Raw genomic sequence first — 12,953 nt, 5'->3', positions numbered from 1 at the left:
TCCTTCAGGGTTCTATCGTCACCTTGATCGCCTTGCCCGTGCTGACGAGGTCGATCCCGTCGAGCACCCGGGGCAGCGGCAGCCGGTGGGTGATCAGGTCGGACACCACGACGGCGCCCTCGGCCACCAGGCGCAGGGCCTCGGCGTTGTGCGCGGGGCTGGAGCCGTTCGCGCCCACGATGGTCAGCTCCCGGTAGTGGACCAGGTTGGCGTCGAGGGCGATGACCGGGTCGTCCTTCGGCAGCCCGCCGAAGAAGCTCACGCGCCCCTGCCGGGCGGCCATCCGGACCGCCTGCTCCTGGGCCGCGCCGGAGGCCGCCGCGGTGATCACGACGTCGGCGCCGCGGCCGCCGGTCAGCTTGAGCACCTGTGCGACGGCGTCGGAGTCGATCACCGCGTCGGGACGCACCAGCTCGGCCGCCATCGCCAGCCGCTCGGCGTTGACGTCGACGAGGAAGATCCGGGACGCGCCGCGCGCCCGCGCCAGCCGTACGTGCAGGCAGCCGATCGGGCCCGCGCCCATCACCACCACGTCGTCGCCCGGGCCCACCCCGGCCAGCGACTGGCCGTTGAGCACGCAGGCCAGCGGCTCGGCCACCGACGCCTCGCCGTACCCGACGCCGTCGGGTACGGCGTTCACCCCGTTCACGGCCACCACCTTGGCCGGGACGACCACGTACTCGGCGAAGCCGCCGTCGTAGTGGTAGCCCATCGACTCCTGGCGCGGGCAGACGGTCAGGCGGCCCCGGCGGCACTCCACGCACGTCCCGCACGGGATGGCGGCGATCACCTGCACCCGCGCCCCGGTGCCCACGACCTCGCCGGCGATCTCGTGGCCCATGAGCGCGCGGCGGCCTGATGTGGTGGTGGCCGTACCGGAAGATCTTGGCGTCGGTGCCGCAGGTCGAGCAGTTGCGCACCCGGATCTTCAGCTCGCCCGGCCCGGCCTGCGGCTCCGGCGCGTCCTCGATCCTGATGTCGCCCGGGGCGTGGAACCTGGCTACCTTCACGTCAGCTCCTTCAGCACCTGGCCCGGCTCCGTCGCCTCGCGCAACGCCCTGGCCCGGTCGGGGTCGAGCAGGATCTCGGCCAGCGCCGCCAGCAGCGGCACGTGCCCGTCGCCGGCGGCGGCGATGCCCACGCACAGCGTGACGCGCTCGCCGTCCCAGTCGATCCCGCCGGGGAAGCGCACGACGCAGATCGCGTCGCGGGTGACGTCCCGCTTGGCGGCGGCCGTGCCGTGCGGGACGGCCACCCCCTCGCCGACGTAGGTGGAGATCGTGCGCTCGCGTTCGAGCATCGCCTCGACGTACGGCTCCGCGACCGCCCCCACCTCCACCAGCACCCGCCCGCACCGGCGGACGGCCTCCTCGCGCGAGGCCGCGCTCTCGTGCAGCCGGATCGCCCGCGCGTCGAGCAGGTCCTCACGCATCGACGGTGCCGCCGTTCCTGATGGTGTTCACCAGCCCGGTCACCGCCGGGTCGCCGAGGAAGACCTGGAAGGACACCAGCGCCTTGCCCGGCGCGGCGGCCCTGGCCCTGGCGGCCAGCCCGGAGTGGCACACGACGACGTCGGCGTCGGCGGGGATGGAGTTCACCGGGGTGTGCTCGACGGTGACGCCGCTCTCCTTGAGCTGCTTGCGGAGCTGGGAGGCGAGCATGACGCTGCTGCCCATGCCCGCGTCGCAGGCCACGACGATCTTGTGGATGTCCTTGCTGTCGATGCCGGCCACGGCTCACGCCTCCTTGCTGACGGGTTCGGTCCTGACGGGTTCGGTGCTCGCGGGCTCAGGGGTCGGCGGGTCCGCGACGGCGTCCCGCGGGCCGGGGACGTCCGGCTCGGGCTCCTTCTCGCCCCGGCCGAAGCCCAGCAGCACGGCGGCGACGGCGAACGACACGGCCGTGGCCACCGCGATCCCGGCGATCGAGCCGAGCCAGCCGCCGCGCGGCGTCACCGCGAGGTAGGCGAAGATGCTGCCGGGCGAGGGGGTGGCGACCAGGCCCGCGCCGGTGATCATGAAGGTGAACACGCCGGCCGCCCCGCCCGCGATGACGGCCAGGATGAGCCGCGGCTTCATCAGCACGTACGGGAAGTAGATCTCGTGGATGCCGCCGAAGAAGTGGATGATCATCGCGGCGGGCGTGCTCGGCCGCAGCGGACGCGGCCCGAACAGCAGGTACGCCACCAGCAGCCCGAGCCCAGGGCCGGGGTTCGACTCCAGCATGAACAGGATCGATCTGCCCTGCCGCACCGCCTCGGCCACCCCCAGCGGCCCCAGCACGCCGTGGTTGACCGCGTTGTTCAGGAACAGCACCTTGGCCGGCTCGATCAGCACCGAGGCCACCGGCAGCAGGTTGTTGGTGATCAGCCACTCGACCGCCTGGCCCGCCACGTCGGTGACGACCCGGACGACCGGCCCGATGCCCAGCACCCCGGCCACGGCCATCGCGGCGCCCACGATGCCGGCGGTGAAGTTGTCCACCAGCATCTCGAACCCGGCCCGGGTCCGCTGCTCAGTGAACTTGTCCACATATTTCAGGATCACGGCGGCGAGCGGGCCGACGATCATCGCGCCGAGGAACATCGGGATGTCCGAGCCCACGACCACGCCCATCGCCGCCACCGCGCCGACGACCGCGCCGCGCTGCCCGTGGACCATGCGGCCGCCGGTGTAGGCGATGAGGATCGGCAGCAGGGCCTTGATGACCGGGTCGACCAGCGCGGCCAGCTCCTTGTCCGGCAGCCAGCCGGTGGGGATGAACAGCGCGGTGATCAGGCCCCAGGCGATGAACGCGCCGATGTTCGGCATGATCATCCCGGCCAGGTGGCCGCCTAGGCGCTGGATGGTGGCCTTGACTCCGGTGCCGTGGACCGGAGGGGTGTAAGTGTCGGCCATGGACGTGCTCCTTCGGGGGGATGAGCAGTGGATCAGCCGTGCGGTGAGGGGGCGACCGGCTCCGGGACGGGCGGCGCGTGCGGGACGGTGAGCGGGCGGGCCGGGTCGGGGGCTCCCGTGCGCACCCCGGCGCGGTCGATGTCGGCGGGGCCGGGCATCCTGCTGCCGGGCAGCCGGACCGCCGCCGCGCCCCACGCCAGCGCCTCGGCCAGGGCGGGGACACCGTGCCCGCCCGCGGCCAGGAACCCGGCCAGCATGGCGTCACCGGCGCCGACGGAGCTGCGCGGGCCGGTGACCGCGGCCTCGCCGTACCAGACGCCGTCGTCCTCGACGAGGACGGCGCCGTCGGCCCCGAGGCTGGCCAGCACCGTACGGGCGCCCGCGGCGCGCAGCCCGGCCGCCGCCTCGACCACGTCGCCGACCCGGCACAAGGGGCGGCCGGTCACCGCGGCCAGCTCGTCGAGGTTGGGCTTGACCAGCGCCGGACCGGCCTCCAGCGCACGGGCGAGGGCCGGGCCGCTGGTGTCCACGGCGACGTGCAGGCCCGCGGCGGCGAAGCGGCGGCACAGCCGGGCGTAGACGTCGGCGGGCACCCCGGGCGGCAGGCTGCCCGAGGCCACCACCCAGTCCGCCTCCCGCGCCGCGGCCAGCAGGGTCTCGGCGACCGTGTCCAGCTCGGCCGCCGACAGCGCGGGCCCCGGCTCGTTGATCTTGGTGACGGTGCCGTCGGGCTCGGCGAGCGTGACGTTGGACCGGGTCGTGCCCGCCGCGGGGACGGTGACCATGTCCAGGCCCTCGGCGGCCAGCAGGCGGACGAGCTGCGCGCCCTCGTCCCCGGCGAAGGGCAGCACGGCGCGGGCGGCGACGCCGTTGGCCAGCAGCGCCCGCGAGACGTTGACGCCCTTGCCGCCCGGGTCGAGCCGGGCACGGGCGGCCCGGATCACCGCGCCCCTGGCCAGGGCGGCGATCTCGATCGTGCGGTCGAGGCTCGGGTTGAGCGTCAACGTGAGGATCACGCGCGGATCACCTCCGGCCCGGCCGCGGCGACGTCGGCGGCCAGCGCCGGGTCGATCCCGGCGTCGGTGATCACCACGTCGATCTCGCCCAGCTCGGCGAACGTGGCCAGGTAGGTGTTGCCGAACTTGGTGTGGTCAGCCAGCAGCACGCTGCGCTGCGCGGCCCGGACCATGGCCCGCTTGATCGCCGCCTCGGCCGGGTCGGGCGTGGTCAGGCCCCGGGCGGGCGAGCAGCCGTTGGTGCCCATGAACGCGACGTCGACGTTGAGGTGGGCCAGCGGGCGCAGCGCCCAGTCGTCGACCGTGGCCAGCGTCTTGCCGCGCAGCCGCCCGCCCAGCACGATCACCTGGAGGTTGGCCCGCGAGGCCAGGACGGTGGCCAGCGGCGGCGAGTTGACGATCACGGTGAGCTCGCGGTCGGCGGGCAGCGCCTGGACCAGGCGGCCGGTGGTGGTGCCGGCGTCGATGATGATCGAGCCGTCCTCGGGCAGCTCGGCCAGGGCCGCCTTGGCGATGCGCTCCTTCTCCGCGGTCATCACCTCGTCGCGGGCGGCCAGCGCGGGCTCGAACCCCAGGCGTTCCACGGGGATCGCGCCGCCGTGCACCCGGCGCAGCACGCCCGCCCGCTCCAGCGCGGTCAGGTCGCGGCGGATCGTCTCGGTGGTCACGTCGAGCTCGGCGGCCAGCCTCACCACGTCGACGCGGCCCGCGTCCCGTGCTCTGCGGAGGATCTCCTGCTGCCGCTCCTCGGCGTACATGATGTTGGTTCACCGCCGTTTCTATTTGGTTTCTCCTGTGTTTATACCCGCTTTCGTTGGACGGTCAAGGGGTGGACGACACAATCTGGTAGTTATAGGCGGGTGCGAATCAAGCCCCTGGCCGCCGGGGCGGCGGTCGTCCCCGTCGTCGCCCTGGCCGCGCCCGCCCACGCCGCCGTCGCCCGCCCGATCCAGGTGCCAGCGGGCACCGCGGCGGCCTGGGTGGTGTTCGACCGGAAGGCCGGCAAGATCGTCGCCGTCCGGAACGCCCACCGCAAGTTCCGCTCGGCGTCGGTCGTCAAGATCCTCATCGCGATCGACTACCTGGAGCGGCGCAAGAGCGTGCCGCCGGCCGACGCCCGGCTGCTGAAGATCATGCTGCGCTCCAGCGACGACGACGCCGCCTCGGCGTTCTGGGATCGTGACGGCAAGGGGCAGATCATCGTCCGGACCGCCCGCCGGCTCGGCCTGTCCGACACCACCCCGCCGCCCGCCTCAAAGCCGGGCTTCTGGGGCTACACCTCGCTCAGCGCGTACGACGTCGTCCGGACCTACCGCTACCTGCTCGACACCGCCGACGCCCGGGTGCGCGACCTCATCCTCGGCCACCTGCGCGCCTCCACGCCGTGCGGCACCGACGGCTTCGACCAGACCTTCGGCATCCCGCGCGCGGTGCCGAGGCCCTGGGCGGTCAAGCAGGGCTGGTCGGGGTTCGGCACGACGCCGCCCGGCAAGTGCGACCCCAAGGCGCTGGCCGCGCCCGTCTCGTGGATCGCGCAGCGCGCGACCGGCTCGGGCGTGCCCGACTACGGGCGGCCCGTGCTGCACACGACGGGCCTGGCCGGCACCGGCGACCGCCTGGTCATGGCGGTGCTCACCGCCCACCCGGCGGGCAGCGCGTGGAGCGGCTCGGTCAAGCGCGTCACCGACCTGACCTCGGCCCTCTATCGCTCGGTGTCGTGACCGCGGCGGAACGGCTTCAGGGGCCGGTCTGGAGCTGCTGTTCCAGGCGGACCTTCTTCGGGACGCACATGCGCCACGCCTCCAGCACCAGCTCGCGCATCTCCGCCGCGTCGAGGGCGTCCATGCGGGCGACCACCCAGTTGAAGCGCAGATCGGACTCGCCGGGCATGAGGAACTTGGCCGGCTCGGCCGCCACCAGGGCCTCGCGTTCCTCCTTCGGGAACCCGAAGCCCATCAGCGTCTCGTCCCGTGAGAACGCCACGTAGACGATCTTTCCCACGCGGAACTTGACCCGGTCCCGGATCAGGTGCTCGGACGAGCGCGGAAGGGTGCGCGCGAAGCGCCGGACGTCCTCGACTGTGATCACACAGCCACGTTAGCGGTTGCCCTCCGCGGCCGAGATGTCGGCGAGCGCGGAGTCCGGGTCGCGCTCGACCGCCAGGTCGCCCAGGCTCACGATGCCGACGGGACGGCCGTCCTCGACGACCGGAAGGCGGCGCACGGCGTGCGAGCGCATGATCTGCACGGCCTGGTCGATGCTCGTGTCCGGCCCGACCGCCTCGACCGACGGGCTGCACGCCTCCCTGACCGGCGTCTCCGGCCCCCGCTCGTCGGCCACCACGCGGATCGTGATGTCCCGGTCGGTGACGATGCCCTTCATGCGCCCGTTCTCGTTGACGATCACCGCGCCCGCGTCGTTGTCGCGCATGAGCGCCGCGGCTGCCGACACCGGCTGGTCGCACTCGACCGTCGCCGGGTGGGAAGTCATCACGTCTGCCACGGTCTCTGCCATGGGATCCTCCTGATTGCTCACGTCCAGGCCGCTTACTACCCGGGCAGGGGGAGAGCTCACAGGGCTTTGTCGGATCCCGGCGTCCGGCCATGCGTGTCCGGTACGTCCGTGGAGCAGCCCTTTACCGGGCCTCAGAGCGTCTTCGCCGCCAGGCGGATCTCCGCCAGCAGGATCGCCAGGTCGTCCTCGGTGGTGTCGGGATGCAGGAAGCAGGCCCGCAGCGCGTCCCGGCCGCCGAGGCGGGTGCCGGTGAGGAAGGCGTTGCCGCGCGCCTGGACCGCGCCCGGCAGGGCCCGGTTGAGCGCGTCGAGCCCGCCGGGTCCGCCGGATCCGTCGGTCGCGGGCGTGTGGCGGAAGGCCGTGATGGAGGTGGCGACCGGCGCGAGCAGCTCGAAGTCCGCGGCCTGCTCGACCATGGCGGCCAGCGTGCGCGCCAGGCCGCCGGTGTGCTCGACCAGGCGCGTGACGCCCTCCCTGCCCAGGTACGACAGCGTCGCCCAGGTCTTCAGCGCCCGGAACGGACGGGTCTGCTCGGGCCCGTACTCGGCGAACCAGCCCAGGTCGTCGGCGTTGTCGTCGACCAGGTACGACGGCACCAGGCTGAAGGCGGCCCGCGCGGCGGCCGGGTCGCGCAGCAGCGCGCAGCCGCAGCCGACCGGGACGCCGAGCCACTTGTGCGGGTCGAGGGCCAGCGAGTCGGCCCGGTCCAGGCCCGCGTAGGCGGGCGCCGAGCGCGCGTCGAGCACGCCGAGCGCGCCGTAGGCGCCGTCCACGTGGAACCAGAGCCCGTGCTCGGCGGCCACGTCGGCGATGGCGTCGAGCGGATCGACCGCGCCGGAGTTGACGGTGCCCGCGCTGCCCGCCACGCAGAACGGCCGCAGGCCCGCCGCCAGGTCGTCGGCGATCATCGTGCGCAGCGCGCCGACGTCCATGCGGAAGGAGGCGTCCACCGGCACCTTCCGGACGTTCCGGGCGCCGAGGCCGAGCAGCTGGGCCGCCTTGTGCAGGCAGCTGTGGCCCTCCTCGGTGACGTACAGGACCATGGGCGGGCGGCCGTGCAGGCCCTCCTCGCGGGCGTCCCAGCCGTCGGCGAGCGCGGCGTGCTGCCGGGCGGCGGCCAGGCAGACGATCGTGGCCATCGACGCGCCGCTGGTCAGCAGGCCGCCGCCGGGCGGGTGGGGGAAGCCGACCAGCTCGGCCAGCCAGCGCACCACCGTACGCTCCAGCAGCGGGCCCGCGTGGTCGCCGCCCGCGCAGCTCGGGTTGAGCGCGGCGGCCAGCGGCTCGACGAGCACGCCCGCGGGGGAGGGCGGCGAGTTCACCCAGCCGAAGAAGCGCGGGTGCCCGTTGCCCATCGGGTACGGCAGCACATGGGCGCCCACGTCGTCGAGCAGCGCGTCGAGGGGACGCCCGGCTTCGGGCAGCGGCAGCTCGGCCAGCCAGGCGCGCTCGGCGGCGGGCACCGGCCGCCAGACCGGCCCGGCCGGGACGCCCTCCAGATGGGCGGCCGCGATCTCGGCCGCCCTGACGCCGGCGCGGCGCAGCTCATCCATGCGGGGCTTCCCTCCAGGTCTCGTGATGCCTGCTCTCATGGCCGCCGCCCAGCTCCATGGCCAGGTAGAAGACGCAGTCGGCGGTCCCGTCGTTGGCGAAGGCGTGGCGGTGGTCGCCGGGGTAGGCGGCCGAGTCGCCGGCCGCCAGCTCGTACGGCCGATCGTCGATCGTCAGGCGCAGCGTGCCGCGCTCGACGGCCAGGTACTCGCGCGAGCCCCGGACGTGCGGGGCGAACTCGCCCGCGTCCACGCCGGGGCCGATCGTGGTCCGCATGAACTCGAACTCCACGTCGGCCAGCACCGGCGACAACACCCGCCGTTCCCAGCCCGACGGGTCGCGCAGCACCCGCTGCCGGTCGTGCCGCAGCACGCGCACGTCCTCGCGGGCCGGTTCGTCGAGGAGCCGGGAGATGGACGTGCCGAGGGCCGTGGCCAGGCGGTCGAGCACCAGCACGGTCGGCGACTTGGCGCCGCGCTCGACGTCGGAGACCATGCTCCTGCTGATGCCGCTCAGCTCGGCCAGGCGCTCGACGGACAACCCGCGCCCGCGCCGCTCGGCGCGGATGCGCCCGCCCAGCTCGGCCAGGGACAGCCCGCTGGACAGTACGCCTTCACCTTGCATTCCTCCACTATAGCGGAGAAATGTCCTCTTTAGCGGCCTTGGTCTGCTCGTACGCTGCCAACACCTGCTTGCGGCGTTTGGTCGGCAGGCGGTCGATGTACAGGTAGCCGTCGAGGTGGTCGGTCTCGTGCTGGAGGCAGCGCGCCAGCAGGCCGGTGCCCTCGACCGTGACCGGCCGCCCCTCGGCGTCGAAACCGTGGACGGTGGCGTGGTCGGGCCGGGGGAGCGGGGCGAACTGGCCGGGGACCGACAGGCAGCCCTCGTCGTCGGGGTCGAGGCGGCGCTCACCGAGGCCGGGCAGCTCGAGGGCCGGGTTGACGACGACGCCCTTGTGGGCGACGCCCTCGGCGTCGGGGCAGTCGTAGACGAACACGCGCAGCGGCACGCCGATCTGGTTGGCGGCCAGGCCCACGCCCTCGGCCGCGTACATGCTCGCGAACATGTCGTCGACCAGCGCCGCCAGCTCGCCGTCGAACCGGGTGACCGGCTCGCACGGATTGTGCAGCACCGGATCGCCCACGTGCACGATCGGCCGGACCTCTCCCACGACCACGCCTTCCTTTTGCCAGGACATTGCCGCGACCAGTCTACGAGCGACGCCGGACGACCCAGGCCGTCTCATATAGAAAGACGGTTCCTCTCGAAAGGTGAGACTCGCGTTAAGGTCGGAGCACACATCGTCGTGAAGGAGTCTTTCGATGGACGCCGTCTACACCCATGGGCACCACGAGTCCGTCCTGCGCTCGCACCGGTGGCGCACCGCGGAGAACTCGGCCGCGTACCTGCTGCCGCACCTGCGGCCCGCGATGAGGCTCCTCGACGTGGGCAGCGGGCCCGGCACGATCACCGCGGACCTGGCCGCGCTGGTGGGCCACGTGACGGCGTCGGAGGTGACCGCGGACGCCCTGGCGCTGGCCAGGGCCGAGATCGGCGCGCGCGGTCTGGGCAACGTGGACTTCGCCGTCGCCGACGCGCACGCCCTCGACTTCCCCGACGACACCTTCTGCGTGGTCCACGCCCACCAGGTGCTCCAGCACGTGGGCGACCCGGTGCGGGCGCTGCGCGAGATGCGCCGGGTGACCAAACCCGGCGGGTACGTCGCGGCCAGGGACAGCGACTACTCGGCCTTCGCCTGGTACCCGCGCCTGCCCGCGCTGGACGACTGGATGGCCCTGTACCAGCGGCTCGCCCGCCAGAACGGCGGCGAGCCGGACGCCGGGCGGCGCCTGCTGTCCTGGGCCCGCGCCGCCGGCTTCCAGGAGGTCACCGCCACCTCCTCCACCTGGTGCTTCGCCACCCCCGAGGACCGCGCGTGGTGGGGCGGCATGTGGGCCGACCGCGTCCGGCGGTCGGCCCTGGCCGAGCAGGCGCTCGCCACGGGCGCGGCCACCGAGTCCGATCTGGAGCGCATGGCCGAAGGCTGGCTGGAATGGGCCGCAGACGACGACGCCTGGCTCTCGGTGCTGCACGGCGAGATCCTCTGCCGCCCCTGACCCGCGGGGCGGGCGACGGGCCGCCCGTGATCCGCCGGGAGGGTGACGGGCCGCTCCTGACCCGCTGGGGGGTGCGGCTCAGAGGCCGAGGGTGCGGGTGCGCTGCCACTGGGGGTCGCGGTAGAGCACCTGGTCGGTGCCCAGCAGCTCGTCGGGGGCCGACAACATGGCGATCTCGCCCGCCGCCTGGAGCTGGAGCAGCAGGTCGCGCACCCGCGGCCCCACCGGCAGCCGCCCGGCGGGCAACCCGAACCCGGCCCGCACCGTGTCGGCGATGTCCGACAGGTGGAAGGGCCCGTCGAGCCCCGCCACGATGCCGCGCACCACGGTCATCGTGATCAGCTCCTCGGCCTCGGTGTGGGCGAGCTGCCAGGTGATCTGCTCCTTGCGGCCCCCGGTCGCCGCGCAGACCGTGCACCCTCGCGTGAGGTCGGGGGCCAGCTGCTCCACCGCCGAGCCGAGACAGGCCGAGCACCGGCCGTTCTCGGCGGCGTGCAGCTCGGCCGCCATCCGCCCGGCCAGCACCGCGCCGCAGTCGCAGCCGAAGCCGTCGCCCAGGATGCCGCTCTGCGGCGAGATCGTATGCTTCGTCATCGAGCCGACTCTACCGGCCCCGGCCGCCGCGCCCGCGTCCCCTCGGAGCCCTGTCCCCGCAGCCGTGTCCCCTCAGTCGCGTCCGTCAGGTGCGGATGTCGGCGAGGCCGCGCAGGCGGCGCAGGGCCTTGCGGGCCGCGGCCGTGACGCGCTCGTCCGGGTGGTGGTCGATGACGACCCGCAGCACCCGTCCCGTCCACGGGTGGTCGCCGAAGGCGAGGATCGCGATCGTGCCCGCCTGCTCCTCCGCGTCCATCCCCATGGCGATCGAGTCGATCACCTCGCCCGCCTCGCCGCCGCCGAACTCCAGCAGCGCCGCCGCCATGTCCACCAGCACCCAGGCGATCTCGTCGGGGGTGGGCGGCCGTTCCTCGCGGCCCGTCCTGGCCGCGACCACCGCGCCCAGCCTGGGCTCCTCCAGCAGCCCGCGCAGCGCCCGGCGGCCCTCCTCGCCGAGGCCCGACTCCAGCAGATCCACCCCGACCGCCCGGCTCAGCGGGCTCACACCGGCCAGCGCACCGGCGATCTCGGCGGCGGCCCGCTCCCGGTCGCGGCCGGCCAGCCAGCCCGCCAGCTCCTCGCTCCGCTCGGCCTCGGGGTAGGAGCGCAGGCCGTGCAGCAGCGTGGCGGCGTCGGCGCCGGCCAGCGTCCCCATGACGGGGATCTCCTGACCGGCGGTCTCGGCGATGATCAGCCGCGCCACCCACAGCCCGAGCCAGCTCAGCGTGTACGGCTCCGCCTGCCGCACCAGCCCCAGATCGGTCAGCGCCTGGGGCACCCGCCCGGCGACCGGCTCCCTGGACAGGAACATGCGGATGAGCTCCAGCAGCAGCCGCTCGTCGGCGGCCAGCCGCGTCCGGCACACCCGCGCCCACGCCTCCAGCACCCGCGCGTCGCCGGCGCGCTCGTGCCCCTGCTCGTTCCCCTGCTCGTCGCCATGCTGAGGCTGCGGGTCGTCGGGCGGGTCGAGCAGCGCCTTCAGCTCGCCCGCGAGCGGCGCGGCGCGGACCGCGGAGGCCAGGGTGGCGGCGTCGGGGAGCCGGATCGGCGGTTGCAGCGGCAGCGTGTCGTCGTCGTTGGACCTCACGGAGCCCATCCTGTCCTCATCGTCGGCCGGATCGGAATCGTCCCGCCGGATCGGGAAACGCCGGAAACTGGACGCGGTCCAGCGTACTCACGTCGTCCTCCGGCCACGAGGGGAAGATCATGTCCGGGAAAACGGCGGGCGGGCGGTGGCGGCTTGGACTAGAGTGCTGCGAAATGTCGGGAGAAGGGAGGCACTGAGATGTTTGGCAGTGTAAGTGTGATTTTCATTTCTCGGAGGAACTGTGCTTTTCCGTACCGCGGCCGAGGCTGACCTCGACCGCCTGCTCGGCTGCGTCGTCGACGAATCCATCAGCTGGGCCCATCCCGACCGGCTGCTCTCCTTCCTGGAGAGCCGCAACTACCGCTACGACCGGATCTGGCTCGCCGAGGAGAACGGCGAGATCCTGGCCCGCGCCGTCTGGTGGGGCTTCGCCGGCGAGGAGCGACCGCTCGCCCTCGACTGCGTCTACGTCCACCCCTCCGTCGAGGACCGTGTGGGGCTGGCCGCCGAGCTGCTGCGCCACGCGCACGCCGCGTTCGGCCGGACGCCGGAGTACCACGTCTTCGTCTCCAACGGCTGGCGGGAGGACCCGAAGGCGTCGGCGGCCATCGCCTGGCGCTGGGAGGCCGCCGGCCGCGCCGGGCTGACCGAGGAGCTGGAACGCCTGCGCTACGCCTGGACGCCCGGCTCGCCGGTGCCCGAGCCGTCCGACCGGCTGGTCTTCCGCGGCGATGACGACGACGAGGTGTTCGTGGACGCCTTCCGCCAGGTCGCCGAGGGCACCCTCGACTTCCACACCCGCCAGGCCCTGATGACCATGGATCCCGTGGAACAGGCCCGCGAGGACGTCCGCGACAACCGCTCGATGCGGGGCGATCGGTCCTGGTGGCGGCTGGCCTATGACAAGGCCGGCGACCTGGTCGGCGTCGCGCTGCCGTCCGCCAACGACGCCGGGCCCGTGGTCGGCTACCTAGGCGTGGTGCCCGCGCACCGGGGCCGCGGCTACGTCGACGAGCTGCTCGGCGAGATCACCCGCTTCCACGCCGAGCGCGGCGTGCCGGGGATCATGGCCGACACCGACGCGGGCAACGTCCCGATGGCGCGGGCGTTCGAACGCGCCGGGTACGAGAACGTCTCGGTCCGGCTGGTCCTGTCGGCCGACCCCGGCGCCGCCTGA

General features: G+C 73.6%; 16 protein-coding genes. 3 read left to right on the top strand and 13 right to left on the bottom strand.

Annotation, left to right across the window (positions count from 1 at the left end):
• Positions 1-4: 4 nt before the first annotated feature.
• The 6 genes from ACNF49_RS33630 to ACNF49_RS33605 form a co-directional block, all read right to left on the bottom strand.
• Positions 5-841 carry a zinc-binding dehydrogenase gene (locus tag ACNF49_RS33630; protein WP_482940074.1) on the bottom strand — a complete coding sequence of 279 codons (837 nt, stop codon included), beginning with the start codon at positions 839-841 and terminating at the stop codon, positions 5-7.
• A 165-nt stretch (positions 842-1,006) separates the two neighbouring features.
• Entirely contained in the window at positions 1,007-1,432 is a 426-nt protein-coding gene (locus tag ACNF49_RS33625; protein ID WP_357987186.1) for a PTS mannitol transporter subunit IIA, read from the bottom strand.
• On the bottom strand, positions 1,425-1,733 hold the full coding sequence (locus tag ACNF49_RS33620) for a PTS sugar transporter subunit IIBC family protein (RefSeq protein WP_358011436.1): 309 nt from the start codon (positions 1,731-1,733) through the stop codon (positions 1,425-1,427). Before ACNF49_RS33620 ends, ACNF49_RS33625 begins: the two co-directional genes overlap by 8 nt.
• A 3-nt stretch (positions 1,734-1,736) precedes the next feature.
• Positions 1,737-2,897 (bottom strand): mannitol-specific PTS transporter subunit IIC, encoded by a 1,161-nt coding sequence (mtlA, locus tag ACNF49_RS33615; RefSeq protein ID WP_482940073.1) that lies wholly within the window; start codon positions 2,895-2,897, stop codon positions 1,737-1,739.
• A 32-nt stretch (positions 2,898-2,929) separates the two neighbouring features.
• Complete coding sequence (gene pfkB, locus ACNF49_RS33610) at positions 2,930-3,913, bottom strand: 1-phosphofructokinase (RefSeq protein ID WP_482940072.1); 984 nt, start codon at positions 3,911-3,913, stop codon at positions 2,930-2,932.
• The gene (locus ACNF49_RS33605) at positions 3,910-4,671 is read right to left on the bottom strand and encodes a DeoR/GlpR family DNA-binding transcription regulator (protein WP_357987175.1); all 762 of its coding nucleotides are present in this window, start codon (positions 4,669-4,671) and stop codon (positions 3,910-3,912) included. The genes pfkB and ACNF49_RS33605 overlap by 4 nt, the downstream gene beginning before the upstream one ends.
• Positions 4,672-4,773: 102 nt before the next feature.
• Here ACNF49_RS33605 and ACNF49_RS33600 point away from each other — a divergent pair, with 102 nt between their 5' ends.
• Positions 4,774-5,634: a D-alanyl-D-alanine carboxypeptidase family protein gene (locus tag ACNF49_RS33600; RefSeq protein WP_482940071.1), complete on the top strand. Its 861-nt coding sequence runs from the start codon at positions 4,774-4,776 to the stop codon at positions 5,632-5,634.
• Positions 5,635-5,650: 16 nt separating this feature from the next.
• Here ACNF49_RS33600 and ACNF49_RS33595 read toward each other — a convergent pair whose 3' ends face one another.
• The 5 genes from ACNF49_RS33595 to def form a co-directional block, all read right to left on the bottom strand.
• Positions 5,651-6,001 carry an MmcQ/YjbR family DNA-binding protein gene (locus tag ACNF49_RS33595; RefSeq protein WP_482940070.1) on the bottom strand — a complete coding sequence of 117 codons (351 nt, stop codon included), beginning with the start codon at positions 5,999-6,001 and terminating at the stop codon, positions 5,651-5,653.
• Positions 6,002-6,010: 9 nt separating this feature from the next.
• Positions 6,011-6,427: a CBS domain-containing protein gene (locus tag ACNF49_RS33590; RefSeq protein WP_352325227.1), complete on the bottom strand. Its 417-nt coding sequence runs from the start codon at positions 6,425-6,427 to the stop codon at positions 6,011-6,013.
• 131 nt (positions 6,428-6,558) lie between these two features.
• Positions 6,559-7,980 (bottom strand): pyridoxal phosphate-dependent decarboxylase family protein, encoded by a 1,422-nt coding sequence (locus tag ACNF49_RS33585; protein ID WP_482940069.1) that lies wholly within the window; start codon positions 7,978-7,980, stop codon positions 6,559-6,561.
• Entirely contained in the window at positions 7,973-8,602 is a 630-nt protein-coding gene (locus ACNF49_RS33580) for a helix-turn-helix domain-containing protein (protein WP_357987162.1), read from the bottom strand. The genes ACNF49_RS33585 and ACNF49_RS33580 overlap by 8 nt, the downstream gene beginning before the upstream one ends.
• A gap of 7 nt (positions 8,603-8,609) precedes the next feature.
• Complete coding sequence (gene def / locus ACNF49_RS33575) at positions 8,610-9,176, bottom strand: peptide deformylase (RefSeq protein WP_482940068.1); 567 nt, start codon at positions 9,174-9,176, stop codon at positions 8,610-8,612.
• A 124-nt stretch (positions 9,177-9,300) separates the two neighbouring features.
• Between def and ACNF49_RS33570 the strand changes: the two genes are divergently transcribed.
• Positions 9,301-10,095 carry a class I SAM-dependent methyltransferase gene (locus ACNF49_RS33570; protein ID WP_357987156.1) on the top strand — a complete coding sequence of 265 codons (795 nt, stop codon included), beginning with the start codon at positions 9,301-9,303 and terminating at the stop codon, positions 10,093-10,095.
• Positions 10,096-10,173: 78 nt separating this feature from the next.
• On the opposite strand, the gene ACNF49_RS33565 is transcribed toward ACNF49_RS33570, so the two are convergent.
• Together ACNF49_RS33565 and ACNF49_RS33560 are read right to left on the bottom strand one after the other, a co-directional pair.
• Positions 10,174-10,689 carry a hypothetical protein gene (locus tag ACNF49_RS33565; protein WP_482940067.1) on the bottom strand — a complete coding sequence of 172 codons (516 nt, stop codon included), beginning with the start codon at positions 10,687-10,689 and terminating at the stop codon, positions 10,174-10,176.
• An 85-nt stretch (positions 10,690-10,774) separates the two neighbouring features.
• Positions 10,775-11,776: a hypothetical protein gene (locus ACNF49_RS33560; protein ID WP_482940066.1), complete on the bottom strand. Its 1,002-nt coding sequence runs from the start codon at positions 11,774-11,776 to the stop codon at positions 10,775-10,777.
• A 241-nt stretch (positions 11,777-12,017) separates the two neighbouring features.
• Here ACNF49_RS33560 and ACNF49_RS33555 point away from each other — a divergent pair, with 241 nt between their 5' ends.
• Positions 12,018-12,953 (top strand): GNAT family N-acetyltransferase, encoded by a 936-nt coding sequence (locus tag ACNF49_RS33555; protein WP_357987147.1) that lies wholly within the window; start codon positions 12,018-12,020, stop codon positions 12,951-12,953.

This window comes from Actinomadura sp. ATCC 39365 (genome assembly GCF_054392275.1).
The sequence above is the reverse complement of the archived record's forward strand: the minus strand, read 5'-3'. Positions and strand labels throughout refer to the sequence as shown.

Coding starts and splice junctions, on each gene's coding strand:
- ACNF49_RS33630 (WP_482940074.1), bottom strand. CDS start 841: ATGGGCCACGAGATCGCCGGCGAGGTCGTGGGCACCGGGGCGCGGGTG.
- ACNF49_RS33625 (WP_357987186.1), bottom strand. CDS start 1,432: ATGCGTGAGGACCTGCTCGACGCGCGGGCGATCCGGCTGCACGAGAGC.
- mtlA (WP_482940073.1), bottom strand. CDS start 2,897: ATGGCCGACACTTACACCCCTCCGGTCCACGGCACCGGAGTCAAGGCC.
- ACNF49_RS33605 (WP_357987175.1), bottom strand. CDS start 4,671: ATGTACGCCGAGGAGCGGCAGCAGGAGATCCTCCGCAGAGCACGGGAC.
- ACNF49_RS33590 (WP_352325227.1), bottom strand. CDS start 6,427: ATGGCAGAGACCGTGGCAGACGTGATGACTTCCCACCCGGCGACGGTC.
- ACNF49_RS33585 (WP_482940069.1), bottom strand. CDS start 7,980: ATGGATGAGCTGCGCCGCGCCGGCGTCAGGGCGGCCGAGATCGCGGCC.
- ACNF49_RS33580 (WP_357987162.1), bottom strand. CDS start 8,602: ATGCAAGGTGAAGGCGTACTGTCCAGCGGGCTGTCCCTGGCCGAGCTG.
- def (WP_482940068.1), bottom strand. CDS start 9,176: ATGTCCTGGCAAAAGGAAGGCGTGGTCGTGGGAGAGGTCCGGCCGATC.
- ACNF49_RS33570 (WP_357987156.1), top strand. CDS start 9,301: ATGGACGCCGTCTACACCCATGGGCACCACGAGTCCGTCCTGCGCTCG.
- ACNF49_RS33565 (WP_482940067.1), bottom strand. CDS start 10,689: ATGACGAAGCATACGATCTCGCCGCAGAGCGGCATCCTGGGCGACGGC.